The organism is Mycobacterium sp. TH-M15 (genome assembly GCF_057473705.1).
The window spans coordinates 1-17,644 of record NZ_JBYCLB010000325.1; the positions used below are offsets into that span (position 1 = coordinate 1).

Sequence of the window (17,644 nt, forward strand, 5' to 3'; positions counted from 1 at the left end):
GGCTCGGAGCAGGCAGCCCGAGCGGATCGGATCAGGCGATGTCGGCGATCAGCACGGCCACCCGCCGGCCCTGTATCCGCACCGCCAGCGGCAACGACTTGCCGGCGGCGCCGACCGGCAGGATCCGCGGGTTGGTGAGGTGCAGCTGCCGGTGCCGGGAGAGCCGCACGTCGGCCTCGCCGGCGGCCAGCACGTTCTTCACCCAGTCGGCCTTGCCGTGGCCCAGCGCGATCGCGATCTGGTTGCCCTTGCGGTAGGTGGTGACCGGCGTCTGGTAGGTCTTGCCCGACTTGCGGCCGCGGTGCTCGATGATCGAGGTGCCGGGCAGCAAGTGCGCGGCGCGCTTCACCAGCGGGTTCATGTATTTGATCTGCAGCCGGTCCAGCCAGGGCGGGAATACCACCGGCAGCTTCGCCTCGTCGTTGGCGGCCATCGTGACTCCGTTCGTTTACGTGTGAGCCACTGTACCGGCGCCGGTCAGCCGGTCGGGCCGGAAATGTCGGCGACGAACACACCGAAGCGGCCAGGATGTTCTTCACCAGGTCGGCCGAGTCGTGGCCGAGCGGCACCGCCAACCGCGGGGCGGTGCGGAACCGTCGACCGGACTTGCGGCCGGGACGTCCGAAGACCGCGAACCCGGGCAGCGATATCCGGTTGAACGCTCTGGGACAATGGTCGACGTGACCACCGACTCGTCGCCGCGGATTCTGGCCCGCATCGATCTGCGCGGGGCGGAGCTGACCGCCGCCGAGCTGCGGGCCGCCCTGCCGCGCGGCGGTGTCGACGTCGACGCGGTGCTGCCCACGGTCCGCCCAATCGTCGACGCGGTGGCCGAGCGCGGCGCGGCGGCCGCCCTGGAGTTCGGCGAGTCGTTCGACGGCGTGCGCCCGGCGACGGTGCGGGTGCCGGCCGCCGACCTGGACGCCGCGCTGGCCGCCCTCGACGACGACGTGCGGGCCGCCCTGCAGGTCGCCATCGACCGGGCCCGCGCGGTGCACGCGGCGCAGCGCCGCGAAGACGTCACCAGCACGCTCGGCCCGGGGGCGACGGTCACCGAACGCTGGGTGCCGGTGGAGCGGGTCGGCCTCTACGTTCCCGGCGGCAACGCCGTCTATCCGTCCAGCGTGGTGATGAACGTGGTGCCGGCGCAGGCCGCCGGGGTCGGCTCGCTGGTGGTATCCAGCCCGCCGCAAGCTCACGTGCGGGGCCGGTTTCACGGCTTGCCGCACCCGACGATCCTGGCCGCCGCGGCGCTGCTCGGCGTCGACGAGGTGTGGGCGGTCGGCGGAGCGCAGGCGGTGGCGCTGCTGGCGCACGGCGGCACCGACACCGACGGCGCCGACCTGGCGCCGGTGGACATGATCACCGGACCCGGCAACATCTACGTCACCGCGGCCAAGCGGCTCTGCCGGTCGCTGGTCGGCATCGACGCCGAAGCCGGACCAACCGAGATCGCGATCCTGGCCGACGACACCGCCGACCCGGCACACGTCGCCGCCGACCTGATCAGCCAGGCCGAGCACGACGAACTGGCGGCCAGCGTGCTGGTCACCCCCAGCGAGGCGCTGGCCGACGCCGTCGGCGCCGCGGTCGCCGCCCAGCTGGCCGACACCGTGCACCGCCAACGGGTCACCGCGGCGCTGACCGGGCGGCAGTCGGCGATCGTGCTGGTCGACGGCCTCGACGCCGGTGTCCGGGTGGTCAACGCCTATGCCCCGGAGCACCTGGAGATCCAGACCGCCGACGCGCCCGGGGTGGCAACCCGGATCCGCAGTGCCGGAGCGATTTTCGTCGGACCGTTCGCGCCGGTCAGCCTCGGCGACTACTGCGCCGGGTCCAACCACGTGCTGCCCACCGCGGGCAGCGCCCGCTACTCCAGCGGCCTGTCGACGCAGACCTTCCTGCGCGACATCCACGTCGTCGACTACACCGAGGCGGCGCTGAAAGACGTGACCGGACACGTCATCACGCTGGCCGGCGCGGAGAACCTGCCCGCCCACGGCGAGGCGGTGCGCCGGAGGTTCGAACAGTGACCGCCGGCGACCGCCGGCCGGGCCGGCGGGTCACGCTGGCCGACCTGCCGCTGCGTGACGACCTGCGCGGCGCCTCGCCGTACGGCGCGCCGCAGCTGGCGGTGCCGGTGCGGTTGAACACCAACGAGAACCCGCATGCGCCGACCGCGGCGCTGGTCGACGACGTGGCCCGGTCGGTGCGCGACGCCGCCGCCGACCTGCACCGGTACCCGGACCGGGACGCGGTCGCGTTGCGCGCCGACCTGGCCGGCTACCTGCGGACGCAGATCGGGGTGCCGGTTGGCACCGAGAACGTCTGGGCGGCAAACGGATCCAACGAGATACTGCAGCAGCTGTTGCAGGCGTTCGGCGGTCCGGGCCGCACCGCGATCGGCTTCGTACCGTCGTACTCGATGCACCCGATCATCGCCGGCGGCACCCAGACCGAGTGGCTGGTCGCCAACCGCGCCGACGATTTCAGCCTCGACACCGATGTCGCCGCCGCCGCCATCCGGGCCCGGCATCCCGACGTCGTCTTCGTCGCCAGCCCGAACAACCCGTCCGGCCAGAGCGTGCCGCCGGCCGAACTGCGTCGGCTGCTGGACGCGCTGACCGAGACCGGCAGCGGGATGCTGATCCTGGACGAGGCCTACGGTGAGTTCTCGGCGCAGCCCAGCGCGATCACCCTGGTAGACGAGTACCCGGCCCGGCTGGTCGTCTCCCGAACCATGAGCAAGGCGTTCGCGTTCGCCGGCGGCCGGCTCGGCTATCTGGTCGCGGCGCCGGCGGTGGTCGAGGCGATGCTGCTGGTCCGGCTGCCGTACCACCTGTCGGCGGTCACCCAGGCCGCGGCGCGGGCCGCGCTGCGGCACGCCGACGAGACGCTGGGCAGCGTCGCGGAGTTGATCGCCGAACGCGACCGGGTCTCCGCGACGTTGCGCGACACCGGCTTCCGGGTGATCCCCAGCGACGCCAACTTCGTGCTGTTCGGTGAGTTCACCGACGCGCCGGCAACCTGGCAGCGCTACCTGGACGCCGGCGTGCTGATCCGCGACGTCGGCATCCCCGGGTACCTGCGCAGCACCATCGGACTGGCCGCCGAGAACGACGCGCTGCTGGAAGTCAGTCGCACGCTGGCCGCCACCGAGCTGGCCGCCGTCCCCACCGCGATAGGAGAACAGTGACCGCCGACCGTCGTGCCCGCATCGAACGACGCACCAAGGAATCCGACATTACCGTCGAACTCGACCTGGACGGAACCGGGGTGGTCAACGTCGACACCGGGGTGCCGTTCTACGACCACATGCTCACCGCGCTGGGCAGCCACGCCAGCTTCGACCTGACCGTGGCCGCCAAGGGCGACGTCGAGATCGAGGCGCACCACACGGTAGAGGACACCGCGATCGTGCTGGGCCAGGCGCTGGGCCAGGCACTCGGCGACAAGAAGGCGATCCGCCGGTTCGGCGACGCGTTCATCCCGATGGACGAGACGCTGGCGCACGCCGTGGTCGACGTCTCCGGCCGGCCCTACTGTGTGCACACCGGCGAGCCGGATCACCTGCGGCACACCACCATCGCGGGAAGCGGCGTGCCCTATCACACCGTCGTCAACCGGCACGTCTTCGAGACGCTGGCCGCCAACGCCCGCATCGCGCTGCACGTTCGGGTGCTCTACGGGCGCGACCCGCACCACATCACCGAGGCGCAGTACAAGGCGGTTGCCCGGGCGCTGCGGCAGGCCGTCGAGCCGGACCCCCGGGTCTCCGGGGTGCCGTCCACCAAGGGCAGCCTGTGACGCTCGCGGTGCCGAAAGTCGTGGTGCTGGACTACGGTTCGGGAAACCTGCGATCGGCGCAGCGGGCCCTGCAGCGGGTCGGGGCGGCGGTGCAGGTGACCGCCGACGCAGACGCCGCGGCAGCCGCCGACGGGCTGGTGGTGCCCGGTGTCGGAGCGTTCGCGGCGTGCATGGCCGGCCTGCGGAAGATCCACGGCGACAAGATCATCGCGGAACGGATCAACGCCGACCGGCCGGTGCTGGGGGTCTGCGTCGGCATGCAGATCCTGTTCGCCCGCGGGGTGGAGTTCGGGGTGGCGGCGGCCGGTTGCGGCCAGTGGCCGGGCGCGGTCACCCGGCTGGACGCCCCGGTGGTCCCGCACATGGGCTGGAACACGGTGGACGCCGCGCCGGGCAGCGTGCTGTTCGACGGCTTGGACGCCGCCACCCGGTTCTACTTCGTGCACTCGTATGCCGCGCAGAGCTGGACGGGCGCACCCGGTGCGCTGTTGACCTGGGCGACGCATCAGGTACCGTTTCTGGCCGCCGTCGAGCACGGACCGCTGGCGGCCACGCAGTTTCACCCCGAGAAGAGCGGCGACGCCGGGGCGGCGCTGCTACGGAACTGGGTGGAGGCGCTATGAGCAGGCTGGTCTTGTTGCCGGCTGTCGACGTGGTCGACGGGCGGGCGGTACGGCTGGTGCAGGGCAAAGCGGGCAGCGAGACCGAGTACGGCTCGGCGCTGGACGCGGCCCTGGGCTGGCAGCGGGACGGCGCCGAATGGATCCACCTGGTCGACCTGGACGCAGCCTTCGGCCGCGGCTCCAACCGGGAGCTGCTCGCCGACGTGGTCGGCCGGCTCGACGTGCGGGTGGAGCTCTCCGGCGGCATCCGCGACGACGACTCGCTGGCCGCCGCGCTGGCCACCGGCTGTGCCCGGGTGAACCTCGGCACGGCGGCGCTGGAGAACCCGGGCTGGTGCGCCCAGGCGATCGCCCGGCACGGCGAGCAGGTGGCCGTCGGGCTGGACGTGCAGATCGACCGGGGCAATCCAGACGGCGGGCACCGGCTGCGCGGACGTGGCTGGGAGACCGACGGGGGCGACCTGTGGCCGGTGCTGGACCGGCTCGACCGCGAAGGCTGCTCCCGCTACGTCGTCACCGACGTCACCAAGGACGGCACCCTGGCCGGGCCCAACCTCGATCTGCTGCGCGCGGTCGGCGACCGAACCGACGCGCCGGTGATCGCGTCCGGCGGCGTGTCCAGCCTCGACGACCTGCGTGCGATCGCCACCCTCACCGAAGCCGGGGTGGAGGGGGCCATCGTCGGCAAGGCGCTCTACGCCGGGCGGTTCACGCTGCCCGAGGCACTGGCCGCGGTGCGCGGATAGGGCGGCGATGGCGCTGGACTCCGCGGATCTGGACGGCCTGGTCGCCGAGGCGGCTTCGATCCTGGACCAGGCCGTCAAACCGTTCGTCGCCGGCCGTCGCGCCGGATCGGCGGTCCACAAGGGCGGCAACGACTTCGCCACCGAGGTCGACCTCGCCCTGGAACGCCAGATCACCGATGCGCTGCGCGACGCGACCGGCGTCGGGGTGCACGGCGAGGAATTCGGCGGCCCACCCCTCGATTCGCCGCTGGTGTGGGTGCTCGACCCGATCGACGGGACGTTCAACTACTCGGCCGGGTCTCCGATGGCGGCGATCCTGCTCGGGCTGCTGCGCGACGGCGAGCCGGTGGCCGGGCTGACCTGGCTGCCGTTCGCCGATCAGCGCTACACCGCGGTGGCCGGTGGTCCGCTGACCGGAAACGGGGTGGTGCAACCACGGCTGGAAACCGCGAGGCTTGCCGAATCACTGGTCGGTCTGGGCACGTTCAACGTGGACTGGCGCGGCCGGTATCCCGGTCGCTACCGGCTGGCGGTGCTGGAACAGCTCAGCCGGGTGACGTCGCGGCTGCGGATGCACGGCGCCACCGGGATCGACCTCGCGCATGTGGCGGACGGGATTCTCGGCGGCGCAATCAGTTTCGGCGACCACGTCTGGGATCACGCGGCCGGGGTGACGTTGGTGCGCGCCGCCGGCGGGCTGGTCACCGACCTGGCCGGTGCGGACTGGACGATCCGGTCACACTCGGCGGTCGCCGCCGCGCCCGGCGTGCACGAACAGCTACTCGACGTCATCCGCGGCGTCGGTGACCCGCAGGACTTCTGAGATGTGCGCCGCTATGACCGGAAGTGACCTGGCCGTCCGGGTGATCCCGTGCCTGGACGTCGACGACGGCCGGGTGGTCAAGGGGGTCAACTTCCAGAACCTGCGCGACGCGGGCGATCCCGTCGAACTCGCGGCCGCCTACGACGCCCAGGGCGCCGACGAGCTGACCTTCCTGGACGTCACCGCGTCTTCGGCCGGACGGGCCACCATGCTGGAGGTGGTGGCACACACCGCCGAGCAGGTGTTCATCCCACTGACCGTGGGCGGCGGGGTGCGCACCGTGGCCGACGTGGACGTGCTGCTGCGCGCCGGAGCCGACAAGGTGTCGGTGAACACCGCGGCGATCGCCCGGCCCGAGCTGCTCGCCGAGATGTCGCGGCAGTTCGGTTCGCAGTGCATCGTGTTGTCCGTCGACGCCCGCACCGTGCCGGCCGGCGCGCCGCCCACCCCGTCCGGCTGGGAGGTCACCACCCACGGCGGTCGCGCCGGCACCGGAATCGACGCGATCGAGTGGGCGGTGCGCGGCGCCGGCCTCGGGGTGGGGGAGATCCTGCTGAACTCGATGGACGCCGACGGCACCAAGGCGGGTTTCGATCTGCCGATGCTGCGCGCAGTACGCGCTGCGGTGCAGGTTCCGGTGATCGCCAGCGGCGGCGCCGGTGCCGTCGAGCACTTCGCGCCCGCCGTAGCGGCCGGGGCCGACGCGGTGCTGGCCGCGAGCGTGTTCCACTTCGGTGCGTTGACCATTCCGCAGGTCAAGGCGGCGATGGCGGCCGAAGGGATCGTGGTGCGATGAGTGGGCTGGACCCGGCGATCGCGGCGCGGCTGAAACGCAACGTCGACGGCCTGTTCACCGCGGTGGTGCAGGAACGTTCCAGCGGCGACGTGCTGATGGTCGCCTGGATGGACGACGATGCGCTGGCCCGCACCCTGGAAACCCGTGCGGCAACGTACTTCTCGCGGTCCCGCGGCGAGCAGTGGGTCAAGGGAGCAACCTCCGGGCACACCCAGCACGTGCACTCAGTGTCACTGGACTGCGACGGGGACGCGGTGCTGCTGGTGGTGGACCAGATCGGCGGAGCGTGTCATACCGGGGACCACAGCTGCTTCGACGCCGACCTGCTGCTGGGGCCGGGGGATGGGTGAGTTTCTGCAGTGCCCGGTCGACGTGGCGGCGACCGGCACCGGCCGGCAGGTGTAGAGAACGACAGGTGGCACGGCCCGTTCGGTGACGCCATCACCCGGTGGTTCGAGGGCGGCGACGCCCGCATCGTGCTGTGCCTCTGCCGCCACCGCGGGGTCGACCTCAACGGGTGGGACTGGGGCCCCATGCCGTGGGCGTTCGGCGAACTGGACGTGTGGTTCTGGAACTGGCCGCCGCTGGTGGACGAGTTCATCGACCGGGTGGGCCGGCTGCTGGGACGTCGGATCGTCCGCACCTACCGGAAGTTCTAACGCTCGCCGGGCCGCCTCGACGGAAACCTTCGTCCGACCGAGCCATCTGTGCGGCCCTCCACAGTCGACGCCCCTATCCACAGCCGTGGCCCTGCCCAAAAGGAATGTCAGCCCACCGACCTACAATCGAAACTATGTTCGATGGATTGCTTCCCGATCCGGCGACGCTGGGCGATGTCGACGATTCGACGCTGGTCGGCGCAATCGCCGGGTGGGCCCGGGTGGAGGCCGCCGCGGCGGCGCGCCGACTGGCTGCGGTGGCCGAGCTGGCGGCGCGACGGGTCGACAAGTCCGCCGAACGGGCGCGCTGGGCCTGCGACGACTGGGATGCGGCGGCTGCCGAGGTGGCGGCCGCCTTGCATGTCAGCCACGGCATGGCGTCGAGCCAGATGCACCTCGCGGTCACGCTGCGCAACCGGCTTCCCCGGGTGGGCGGGTTGTTCACCGACGGGTTGATCAGTGCCCGATTGGCGGCGACCATTGCCTGGCACACCACCTTGATCCAGGACGACGAAGCGTTGCGCCTGGTCGACGATGCGCTGGCTCAGGCTGCCACCGCCCTGGGACCGCTCTCGGTCGTCAGGACGGCGGACGCCATCGACTCCCTGGTCGACCGGTACGACCCCGGGGCCCTGCGCCGGAACCGGGTCACCGCCCGCAGTCGGGAGGTGGTGGTCTGCGCGGATGACCGCGAGTCCGGGACGGCGGCGCTCTGGGGGCGGTTGTACTCGGTCGACGCCGCCACGTTGGACCGGCGGCTCACCCAGATGGCACGCGGGGTCTGCGACGGCGATCCGCGCACCGTCGCCCAGCGGCGCGCCGATGCCCTCGGGGCGCTGGCTGCCGGTGCCGAGACGTTGGCGTGCGGTTGTGGGAATTCCGATTGCGCTGCGGGTGGCGGTGACGAACGGGCTGCGGGGGTCGTCATCCATGTGGTGGCCGACACCGCAGCGGTCATCGAGCGGCCCGATCGGCACATGTCCGGCGACGAACCGGCGGCACGGCCGATCACCCTGGACATGACACTTGACGAGGCCCTGGCGCCCGAGCCCGAACCCGACCCGCGGCCGGCGCGTTCGCCCGCGGTGATCGTCGGCGGCGGGACGATTCCGGCGTCGCTGCTCGGCGAGCTGGCGCGTGGTGGCGCCAAAGTCAAGCCCCTCCACCACCCGGTGAACTCACCACCCGAAACCGGCTACCGCCCGTCGGCCGCGCTGGACGCGTTGGTGCGTTGTCGCGACATGACCTGTCGGTTTCCCGGCTGTGATCGGCCCGCCACCCACTGCGATGTCGACCACGCTGTTCCGTACCCGTTCGGGCCGACTCATCCGTCGAATCTGCGTTGCCTGTGTCGAAAACACCACCTTTTAAAGACATTTTGGACCGGCAAGGGCGGCTGGTCGGACCGCCAACTTCCCGATGGCACCATCACCTGGGTGGCGCCGACCGGGCAGGTCTATACCACCCGGCCGGGTAGTCGCTTGTTGTTTCCCGCCCTGTGTCTGGACACGGGCCCACCGGTGTTGCAACCCGCATCTGATCGAGCGGAACACCGCCGCGACGTCATGATGCCGATCCGAAAACGCACCCGCACGCAGGATCGTGCCGCGCGGATCGACGCCGAACGCGCCCTCAACAACGACCACGTCGCGGAACGCAACCGGCCGCCACCCTTTTGACACCCTCGTCGACGCATCCTTGCCACGCGCATTCGGCTATCGCGGCGGTGCTGCTGGGCTTTTTGCCGGTCTTGTACCACCGCCGCTCACCGCGGGGCAGAATGTAGCGGACATGACCCGTCGAAGGAGGCACACCGTGACGGCACGGGGAATTCAGCGCGGCGTGATCTGCGGCCTGGCCACCATCGGCTGCCTGGCCGGCCTGGTCGCCGCACCGCAGGCGGCGGCCGACGACCGCCCGCCCCCCGGCTCGCCGGAGCGCAACTACCTCGAATACCTGGCGCTGCACGGCACGCCCAACGCCACGCCGCAACGGCTGATCGACTTGGGCTACCTGGCCTGCAACGTCCGTCGCGGTGGCGGCTCGGATCAAGATGCGCGGTTGCGTGTCTTCCAGGACTTCTACGCGCACGGGAACCCGCTGACCTGGGCAACCGACTCACCGCATGTGGTCACGGCCGCGGTCGCCACCCTGTGCCCGGATGTCGGCTCGCAAGCCGGCGATCCGTAACCTCAACGCGACCGCAGCAACTCCAGCGCCTTGTCGGCGTGGCTGGCGAAATTGAACTCGCTGGCGATCACCCCGAGCACGGAGCGGTCGGTGTCGATCACGAACGTGGTGCGCTTCACCGGCATCAGCGCGCCGAGCAGCCCGCGTTTCACCCCGAGCTGCGCGGCGACCACACCGTCGGCGTCGGAGAGCAGCGGGTAGCCGAAGTCGTGGGCGTCGGCGAACCTGGCCTGCTTGACGACCGGGTCGGCGCTGATCCCGACGGGGGCGGCGCCCACGTCGGCGAACTCGGACGCGACGTCGCGGAAGTGGCACGCCTCCCGGGTGCATCCCGGCGTCATCGCGGCCGGGTAGAAGAACAGCACCACCGGACCGTCGGCCAGCAGGCTCGCCAGCCGGCGCGGCGTGCCGGTCTGGTCGGGGAGTTCGAAGTCGGCCACCACGTCACCGGTTTTCATGGCCGCCACGCTACGCCGTCCGGCCAGACCCGTGCCCAAAAGTGGCGACCCGCTGCGCCCGACTCCGTCGCGCTTGCGATCGCCACGATCTGGGAAGATGGGCCGGTGCAGACCATCCACGCCGGCACCACCACCCGGGAGGACTTCCGGGCGCTGGCCGCCGGGCACCGCGTCGTGCCGGTGACCCGCAAGGTGCTGGCCGACGCCGAGACGCCGCTGTCGGCGTACCGCAAACTCGGTGGCGGCCGGCCCGGCACCTTCCTGCTCGAATCGGCCGAGAACGGCCGATCCTGGTCGCGGTGGTCGTTCGTCGGCGCCGGGGCGCCGTCGGCGCTGACGGTGCGCGACGGCGCGGCGGTCTGGCTGGGGGTGACCCCGCAGGGCGCGCCCACCGGCGGGGATCCGCTGCGGGCGTTGCGGGAGACGCTCGGCCTGCTGGCCACCGAGCCGCTGCCCGGATTGCCGCCGCTCTCCAGTGGCATGGTGGGCTTCTTCGCCTATGACCTGGTGCGTCGGCTGGAACGGCTGCCCGAACTCGTCACCGACGACCTCAACCTGCCGGATCTGTTGCTGCTGCTGGCCACCGATCTGGCGGCGCTCGACCACCACGAGGGCACCATCACCCTGATCGCCAACGCGGTCAACTGGAACGGCACCGACGAGCGGGTCGACGAGGCCTACGACGACGCGGTGGCGCGGCTGGACGTGATGACCGGGGCGCTGGGTCAGCCGCTGCCCTCGACGGTGGCCACCTTCGACCGGCCCGACCCGCAATACCGGGCGCAGCGCACCGTCGCCGAGTACGGCGCGATCGTGGACCGGCTGGTCGACGACATCGCCGCCGGCGAGGCGTTCCAGGTGGTGCCGTCGCAGCGCTTCGAGATGACGACCCAAGCGGACCCGATCGACGTGTACCGGATGCTGCGGGTGTCCAACCCCAGCCCGTACATGTACCTGCTGCAGGTGCCCGCCGAGGATGGCGCCGCCGTCGCCTTCTCCATCGTGGGATCCAGCCCGGAGGCGCTGGTCACCGTGCAGGACGGCCGGGCCAGCACGCACCCGATCGCCGGCACCCGCTGGCGCGGCCAGACCGAGGAGGAAGACCAGCTGCTGGAGAAGGAGCTGCTGCACGACGACAAGGAGCTCGCCGAGCACCTGATGCTGGTCGACCTGGGCCGCAACGACCTGGGCCGGGTGTGCCGGCCGGGCACCGTGCGCGTCGAGGACTACAGCCACATCGAGCGCTACAGCCATGTCATGCACCTGGTGTCGACCGTCACCGGGCAGCTCGCCGCGGGCCGGACCGCGCTGGACGCGGTGCTGGCCTGCTTCCCGGCCGGCACCCTGTCCGGGGCGCCGAAGGTGCGCGCGATGGAGCTGATCGAAGAAGTCGAGCGGACACGTCGTGGTCTGTACGGCGGGGTGGTCGGCTACCTCGACTTCGCCGGCAACGCCGACTTCGCGATCGCGATCCGCACCGCGCTGATGCGCGACGGCACCGCGTACGTGCAGGCCGGTGGCGGGGTGGTGGCCGACTCCACCGGCCCCTACGAGTTCACCGAAGCGTCCAACAAGGCGCGGGCGGTGCTGGCCGCGATCGCGGCGGCCGAGACCCTGAGCACGCCGGACGGCGGGCCGGCATGACCGGTGCCCACAACGCCCGGTTCGGCATCCGGGCGGCCCAGGTGCTGCTGGTGGCCGCCGGCGGTGCGCTGTGGGGCGCTTCCCGGCTGCCCTGGGTGATCATCCGGTCATCGGACGGGCTCGGCCCGCCGCGGCAGGCCGTCGTCTCCGGTGCGGCTTGGTCGACCGCGCTGGTCCCGCTGGCGTTGCTGGCGCTCGCGGCGGCGGTGGCCACGGTCGCGGTGCACGGGTGGTCGCTGCGGGTGCTGGCGGTGTTGCTTGCGGCGGCCAGCCTGGCGGCCGGGTATCTGGGCATCGGAATGTGGATGCAGGCCGCGGTGACCACCCGAGCCGCGGAGATCGCGGACGTCCCGGCGACCGCACTGGTCGGCGGTGAGCCGCACCATGCGGGCGCGACGCTGACCCTGGCGGCAGCGCTGTGCATGCTGTTCGGTGCCGCCCTGCTGATGCGGGCGGCGGCGGTGAACCGTACCGATTCGGACCGGTATCTGGCCACCGCGGCCCGCCGGTCCAAACAGCGGCGCGACAGCCACGGCTCGCCGGCCGAGCTCTCCGAGCGGATGATCTGGGACGCACTGGACGACGGCCGCGACCCGACCGATCCCGATTCCGGGCCGATCGGCGAGGGGCGGTGACGGTGTCGGAGGTGCGGGTCGTTACCCTTCGATGGACGTCATTGCAGTGCTGTTCGCGACCGCGGGAGAGGAACGGGCAGGCATGAGTTCGGCAACCGTGCTCGACTCCATCATCGCGGGAGTCTGTGCCGATGTTGCCGCCCGCGAAGCCGTCACCAGCATGGCCGCCGTCAAGGTGGCCGCCGAGAAGGCGCCGCCGCCGCTGGACGTGCTGGCCGCGTTGCGGGAGCCCGGCATCGGCGTCATCGCCGAGGTCAAGCGGGCCAGCCCGTCGGCGGGTGAGCTGGCGTCGATCCCCGACCCGGGTCAGCTCGCGTCGGCCTACCAGGCCGGCGGGGCACGGGCGGTGAGCGTGCTGACCGAACAGCGGCGGTTCAACGGATCGCTGGCCGACCTCGACGCGGTGCGGGCCGCGGCCTCCATCCCGGTGCTGCGCAAAGACTTCGTCGTCCAGCCCTACCAGATACACGAGGCGCGGGCCCACGGCGCCGACATGCTGTTGCTGATCGTCGCGGCGCTGGAACAACCGGCGCTGGTGTCGATGCTGGATCGCACCGAATCGCTGGGGATGACCGCCCTGGTCGAGGTGCACACCGAGGAAGAGGCCGATCGCGCCCTCAACGCCGGCGCCAGGGTGATCGGTGTGAACGCGCGAGACCTCACCACCTTGGAGGTGGACCGGGACTGCTTCGCACGGATCGCGCCCGGCCTGCCGACCGATGTGGTCAAGATCGCCGAATCCGGGGTGCGGGGCACCGCCGACCTGTTGGCCTACGCCGGCGCCGGCGCGGACGCGGTGCTGGTCGGGGAGGGCCTGGTCACCGCCAGCGATCCACGGGCAGCGGTTGCCGACCTGGTCACTGCGGGCAGGCATCCGTCGTGCCCGAAGCCGGCTCGCTGACCGGCGATGACTCGCGTGAGCGTCGCCATGCCTGACCGCCACCCCAAGATCGACCTCCCCCCAGCCAGCGCCGGGGTCACCGAGTCGAGCGGCCACGACCCCGACTCACGCGGCCACTTCGGCGTCTACGGCGGCCGGTTCGTCCCCGAGGCGCTGATGGCCGTCATCGACGAGGTGACTTCGGCCTACGACAAGGTCCGTTCCGACCGGGAGTTCCTCGACACCCTCGATCGGCTGCAGGCCAACTACACCGGCCGGCCGTCACCGCTCTACGAGGCGGTCCGCCTCTCCGGCCACGCTGCCGGGGCGCGTCTCTTCCTGAAGCGAGAAGACCTCAACCACACCGGGTCTCACAAGATCAACAACGCACTCGGGCAGGGACTGCTGGCCCGGCAGATGGGGAAGACGCGGGTGATCGCCGAGACCGGGGCAGGCCAACACGGGGTCGCCACCGCGACCGCGTGTGCGCTGCTGGGCCTGGACTGTGTGGTCTACATGGGCGCCGTCGACGTCGAGCGTCAGGCGCTGAACGTGGCCCGCATGCGCATGCTGGGTGCCGAAGTGGTTTCGGTGGAATCCGGCTCGAAGACGTTGAAAGACGCGATCAACGAAGCATTCCGAGACTGGGTCACCAACGCCGGCACCACCTACTACTGCTTCGGCACGGCTGCCGGCCCGCACCCGTTCCCGGTCATGGTGCGCGACTTCCAGCGGGTCATCGGCATGGAGGCGCGGGCGCAGATCCAGGAGCAAGCCGGCCGACTGCCGGACGCGGTGGCGGCGTGCGTCGGCGGCGGGTCGAATGCGATCGGGATCTTCCACGCCTTCCTCGACGATCCCGGGGTCCGGCTGGTCGGCTTCGAGGCGGCCGGAGACGGCGTCGAAACCGGTCGGCACGCCGCGACCTTCACCGGCGGATCGCCAGGGGCCTTCCACGGGTCGTACTCGTATCTGTTGCAGGACGCAGACGGGCAGACCATCGAATCGCATTCGATCTCAGCCGGTTTGGACTACCCCGGGGTGGGTCCGGAGCATGCCTGGCTGCGGGAGAACGGCAGAACCGAATATCGACCGGTCACCGACGCGCAGGCGATGGAGGCGTTCAGCCTGCTGTGCCGGACGGAGGGCATCATCCCGGCGATCGAATCCGCGCACGCGGTGGCCGGTGCGCTGGACCTGGGACGGGAGCTGGGATCGGGTGCGATCGTCGTGATCAGCCTGTCGGGCCGCGGCGACAAGGACGTGGCGACCGCCGCCACGTGGTTGGGGCTGCTGGACGAGGACGGGCAGTCATGACGCGGGTGGGCGAGGCCAGCAGGCTGGCGTCGCTGTTCGACGACTGCCGGCGAGACGGCCGGGCTGCGCTGATCGGGTACCTGCCCACCGGATATCCGGATGTCCCCGGATCGGTCGCGGCGATGACCGCATTGGTCGAGTCCGGCTGTGATCTGATCGAGGTCGGTATCCCGTACTCGGATCCGGGGATGGACGGCCCGACGATCGCCCAGGCCACCGCGGCCGCGCTGAACGGCGGCGTGCGGGTGCGCGACACCTTCGACGCGGTCGAGGCGATCAGCGCCGCCGGTGGTCGCGCGGTGGTGATGACCTACTGGAATCCGGTGCTGCACTATGGGGTTGACGCGTTTGCCCGCGATCTGGCCGCGGCGGGTGGCGTGGGCATCATCACCCCCGATCTGATCGTCGACGAGGCCGAGGAGTGGATGGCCGCGTCGGACCGGCACGATCTGGACCGAATATTTCTGGTGGCACCGTCGTCGACACCGGAACGACTCACGGCCACCGTCGACGCATCGCGCGGATTCGTCTACGCGGCATCGACTATGGGCGTGACCGGCGCTCGGGGCGCGGTGTCGCAGGCCGCCCCGGAGTTGGTTCGCCGGGTGCGTGCGGTCTCCGACATCCCGGTCGGGGTCGGCCTTGGTGTGCGGTCTGGAGACCAGGCCGCCGAGATCGGCGGCTACGCCGACGGGGTCATCGTCGGTTCGGCGCTGGTCGCCGCCCTGACCGATGGGCTGCCCGCACTGCGTGCGCTTACCGCAGAGCTTGCCAATGGTGTGCGCCGAAGGAGTTCGAAGCGATGACGCCGCCCATGCCGACGTTCTTCCCGAGCCCGCCGCGGGGCGTGTGGTACCTCGGGAAGGTCTGGCATCTGAACCTCGGGTCCTTTCACCTCGACATCGGTCCGGTGCCGATCCGGGCGTATGCGCTGTGCATCATCGTCGGCATCATCGTCGCGCTGCTGATCGGCGACCGGCGCTGGCGGGCGCGCGGTGGCGACGCCGGGGTGATCTACGACATCGCACTGTGGGCCGTGCCGTTCGGCCTGGTCGGCGGTCGGTTGTATCACCTGATGACCGATTGGCGGACGTACTTCGGCGAGGGCGGCGCAGGCCTGGGCGCGACGGTGCGGATCTGGGACGGTGGACTGGGAATCTGGGGTGCGGTCGCCCTCGGTGGGGTGGGCGCATGGATCGCGTGCCGACGACGCGGCATCCCGCTGCCGGCGTTCGGCGACGCGGTTGCGCCGGCGATCGTGCTGGCGCAGGCGATCGGCCGGATCGGTAACTACTTCAACCAGGAGCTGTACGGCCGGGAGACGGCGCGTCCGTGGGGGATGGAGATCTTCTGGCGCCAGGACCCGGTGGGGATGCGCGATCCGCACCTGCTCGACGGCGTGTCGACCGGACAGCTTTACCGGGTGGTGGAGCCCACATTTCTGTATGAATTGATCTGGAATGTCCTGGTTTTCGTCGTGCTGATCGTCGCGGACCGCCGATTCACGCTGGGCCACGGGCGACTCTTCGCTCTCTACGTCGCCGGTTACTGCGTCGGGCGATTCGGTATCGAACTGCTGCGGGCCGATACCGCGACGCACATCGCCGGGATCCGAATCAACTCGTTCACCTCCGCGTTTGTCTTCATCGGCGCGGTCGTCTACTTCCTGGTGGCGCCGAAGGGCCGAGAGAATCCGGACGCGCTGGGCGGCTCCTGGGACGAAGAACTGCAGGAAGGTGAGCTTCCCATTCCCGAGCAGGAGCTCGTCGGGGCCGCGGTCGGTCGCGGGTCAGCGCTGGACGCGTCGCTGCAGCCGCTCTCCGACGACGCGATCGACGACCTGTGGGCGGCTAGTGAGGCCGAACCGGAGCTGGAGGCCGGTGACTGGGAGCCAGAACCGGAGATCGACCAGGTCACAGCGGAACTGGCCGTAACCGAGCCCGAGGCGGAGCCCGAAGCGGAGCCTGAGACCGAGGAGCCGGAGGCGGAGACCGAGGAGCCGGAGGTGGAGGCCGAGGAGCCCGCGGAAGATTCCGGGGAGCCCGAAGCGGAGACCGAACCCGCCGACGAGGCTGGTGCCGAGGCGGAGACCGAGGAGCCCGAGGCGGAGACCGAGGAGCCGGAGGCGGAGACCGAGGAGCCCGCGGAAGACTCCGGGGAGCCCGAAGCGGAGACCGAACCCGCCGACGAGGCTGGTGCCGAGGCGGAGACCGAGGAGCCGGAAGCAGGGACCGCGGCGGCGTCGCGCGAACCCGAATCCGAAACACCCGAAGCCGATGACGACGCAGCGCTCGGCGTGGCGGCCGAAGACGCCGCCGAACCGGAAAATGCTGCCGCTGAAGGTGAATCCGACGGCATGCCCGCCGTCGAGCAGCCGCAGGAGCCGGCCGATTCCGCCGACGCCGCAGCGACGCAGACCGAAAAGCCGCGCCGATTCCGGTGGGGACGCCGTGGCAGATAACCGTGGCAGATAAGGCGCCGCCGCGCGCCGGCGCCTGCCGTCGCGCGCCCGCGCCGGCTACGTTGCCTATGCTGTCGTCGTGACTAGGCGCGGGAAGATCGTCTGTACCCTCGGCCCGGCGACCCGCAGCGCGGAGATGGTGCGGTCGCTGGTGGAGGCGGGCATGGACGTCGCCAGACTGAACTTCAGCCACGGCGAGCACGCCGACCATCAGGCGGCGTACGAGCGGGTACGCGAGGCCTCCGACGCCAGCCAGCGCGCGGTCGGCATCCTCGCCGATCTCCAGGGACCGAAAATCCGGTTGGGGCGCTTCGTCGACGGCCCCACCTTCTGGGCCAACGGCGAGACCGTGCGGATCACCGTCGCCGACTGCGCCGGCAACCACGACCGGGTGTCGACCACCTACAAGGAGTTGGCCCAAGACGCCGCCCCCGGTGACCGGGTTCTGGTCGACGACGGCAAGGTGGCGCTGGTCGTCGAGCACATCGACGGCGACGACGTGGTGTGCACGGTCACCGAAGGCGGGCCGGTCAGCGACCACAAGGGCCTGTCACTGCCCGGGATGAAGGTCTCGGCACCGGCGATGTCGGAGAAAGACATCAGCG

20 protein-coding genes are annotated in these 17,644 nt (G+C 71.1%); 18 read left to right on the top strand and 2 right to left on the bottom strand.

Translation table 11 applies throughout. From position 1 onward, the window contains the following. Positions 1–31 precede the first annotated feature (31 nt). Complete coding sequence (locus AC2VNT_RS07825) at positions 32–433, bottom strand: nitroreductase family deazaflavin-dependent oxidoreductase (RefSeq protein WP_486946312.1); 402 nt, start codon at positions 431–433, stop codon at positions 32–34. A 271-nt stretch (positions 434–704) separates the two neighbouring features. Between AC2VNT_RS07825 and hisD the strand changes: the two genes are divergently transcribed. The 11 genes from hisD to AC2VNT_RS07880 all read left to right on the top strand — a co-directional run bounded on the left by hisD (position 705) and on the right by AC2VNT_RS07880 (position 9,644). Beyond that, positions 705–2,033 carry a histidinol dehydrogenase gene (hisD, locus tag AC2VNT_RS07830; protein WP_486946330.1) on the top strand — a complete coding sequence of 443 codons (1,329 nt, stop codon included), beginning with the start codon at positions 705–707 and terminating at the stop codon, positions 2,031–2,033. Beyond that, positions 2,030–3,196 carry a histidinol-phosphate transaminase gene (locus tag AC2VNT_RS07835; RefSeq protein WP_486946313.1) on the top strand — a complete coding sequence of 389 codons (1,167 nt, stop codon included), beginning with the start codon at positions 2,030–2,032 and terminating at the stop codon, positions 3,194–3,196. The genes hisD and AC2VNT_RS07835 overlap by 4 nt, the downstream gene beginning before the upstream one ends. After that, positions 3,193–3,807 carry an imidazoleglycerol-phosphate dehydratase HisB gene (hisB, locus tag AC2VNT_RS07840; protein WP_486946314.1) on the top strand — a complete coding sequence of 205 codons (615 nt, stop codon included), beginning with the start codon at positions 3,193–3,195 and terminating at the stop codon, positions 3,805–3,807. Before AC2VNT_RS07835 ends, hisB begins: the two co-directional genes overlap by 4 nt. Positions 3,808–3,815: 8 nt before the next feature. Beyond that, positions 3,816–4,430: an imidazole glycerol phosphate synthase subunit HisH gene (hisH, locus tag AC2VNT_RS07845; RefSeq protein ID WP_486946331.1), complete on the top strand. Its 615-nt coding sequence runs from the start codon at positions 3,816–3,818 to the stop codon at positions 4,428–4,430. Beyond that, a complete protein-coding gene (gene priA, locus AC2VNT_RS07850) occupies positions 4,427–5,176 on the top strand; it encodes a bifunctional 1-(5-phosphoribosyl)-5-((5-phosphoribosylamino)methylideneamino)imidazole-4-carboxamide isomerase/phosphoribosylanthranilate isomerase PriA (RefSeq protein WP_486946315.1) in 750 nt (249 codons plus the stop codon). The genes hisH and priA overlap by 4 nt, the downstream gene beginning before the upstream one ends. A gap of 7 nt (positions 5,177–5,183) precedes the next feature. Further along, a complete protein-coding gene (locus AC2VNT_RS07855; protein WP_486946316.1) occupies positions 5,184–5,999 on the top strand; it encodes an inositol monophosphatase family protein in 816 nt (271 codons plus the stop codon). A gap of 1 nt (position 6,000) precedes the next feature. After that, positions 6,001–6,795 carry an imidazole glycerol phosphate synthase subunit HisF gene (hisF, locus tag AC2VNT_RS07860; protein ID WP_486946317.1) on the top strand — a complete coding sequence of 265 codons (795 nt, stop codon included), beginning with the start codon at positions 6,001–6,003 and terminating at the stop codon, positions 6,793–6,795. Further along, the gene (gene hisI / locus AC2VNT_RS07865) at positions 6,792–7,145 is read left to right on the top strand and encodes a phosphoribosyl-AMP cyclohydrolase (protein WP_486946318.1); all 354 of its coding nucleotides are present in this window, start codon (positions 6,792–6,794) and stop codon (positions 7,143–7,145) included. Before hisF ends, hisI begins: the two co-directional genes overlap by 4 nt. Before the next feature lie 9 nt (positions 7,146–7,154). Then, the gene (locus AC2VNT_RS07870; RefSeq protein WP_486946319.1) at positions 7,155–7,454 is read left to right on the top strand and encodes a hypothetical protein; all 300 of its coding nucleotides are present in this window, start codon (positions 7,155–7,157) and stop codon (positions 7,452–7,454) included. 134 nt (positions 7,455–7,588) lie between these two features. Continuing rightward, positions 7,589–9,133, top strand: a complete 1,545-nt coding sequence (locus AC2VNT_RS07875; protein ID WP_486946320.1) for an HNH endonuclease signature motif containing protein — start codon at positions 7,589–7,591, stop codon at positions 9,131–9,133. A 136-nt stretch (positions 9,134–9,269) separates the two neighbouring features. Beyond that, a complete protein-coding gene (locus AC2VNT_RS07880) occupies positions 9,270–9,644 on the top strand; it encodes a DUF732 domain-containing protein (protein ID WP_486946321.1) in 375 nt (124 codons plus the stop codon). A gap of 2 nt (positions 9,645–9,646) precedes the next feature. On the opposite strand, the gene AC2VNT_RS07885 is transcribed toward AC2VNT_RS07880, so the two are convergent. Then, positions 9,647–10,102 carry a peroxiredoxin gene (locus AC2VNT_RS07885; protein ID WP_486946322.1) on the bottom strand — a complete coding sequence of 152 codons (456 nt, stop codon included), beginning with the start codon at positions 10,100–10,102 and terminating at the stop codon, positions 9,647–9,649. 105 nt (positions 10,103–10,207) lie between these two features. Between AC2VNT_RS07885 and AC2VNT_RS07890 the strand changes: the two genes are divergently transcribed. The 7 genes from AC2VNT_RS07890 to AC2VNT_RS07920 form a co-directional block, all read left to right on the top strand. Further along, positions 10,208–11,746, top strand: a complete 1,539-nt coding sequence (locus AC2VNT_RS07890; protein ID WP_486946323.1) for an anthranilate synthase component I — start codon at positions 10,208–10,210, stop codon at positions 11,744–11,746. Continuing rightward, positions 11,743–12,381 carry a TIGR02234 family membrane protein gene (locus AC2VNT_RS07895; RefSeq protein ID WP_486946324.1) on the top strand — a complete coding sequence of 213 codons (639 nt, stop codon included), beginning with the start codon at positions 11,743–11,745 and terminating at the stop codon, positions 12,379–12,381. The genes AC2VNT_RS07890 and AC2VNT_RS07895 overlap by 4 nt, the downstream gene beginning before the upstream one ends. An 82-nt stretch (positions 12,382–12,463) precedes the next feature. Continuing rightward, entirely contained in the window at positions 12,464–13,282 is an 819-nt protein-coding gene (gene trpC, locus AC2VNT_RS07900; protein WP_486946325.1) for an indole-3-glycerol phosphate synthase TrpC, read from the top strand. 27 nt (positions 13,283–13,309) lie between these two features. Continuing rightward, positions 13,310–14,578, top strand: coding sequence for a tryptophan synthase subunit beta (trpB, locus tag AC2VNT_RS07905; RefSeq protein WP_486946326.1), 1,269 nt, complete (start codon positions 13,310–13,312; stop codon positions 14,576–14,578). Beyond that, entirely contained in the window at positions 14,575–15,384 is an 810-nt protein-coding gene (gene trpA / locus AC2VNT_RS07910; protein ID WP_486946327.1) for a tryptophan synthase subunit alpha, read from the top strand. Before trpB ends, trpA begins: the two co-directional genes overlap by 4 nt. Beyond that, complete coding sequence (gene lgt, locus AC2VNT_RS07915) at positions 15,381–17,039, top strand: prolipoprotein diacylglyceryl transferase (RefSeq protein ID WP_486946328.1); 1,659 nt, start codon at positions 15,381–15,383, stop codon at positions 17,037–17,039. Before trpA ends, lgt begins: the two co-directional genes overlap by 4 nt. A 79-nt stretch (positions 17,040–17,118) precedes the next feature. Continuing rightward, positions 17,119–17,644: pyruvate kinase (locus AC2VNT_RS07920; protein ID WP_486946329.1), on the top strand; the 526-nt coding region annotated here is incomplete at its 3' end.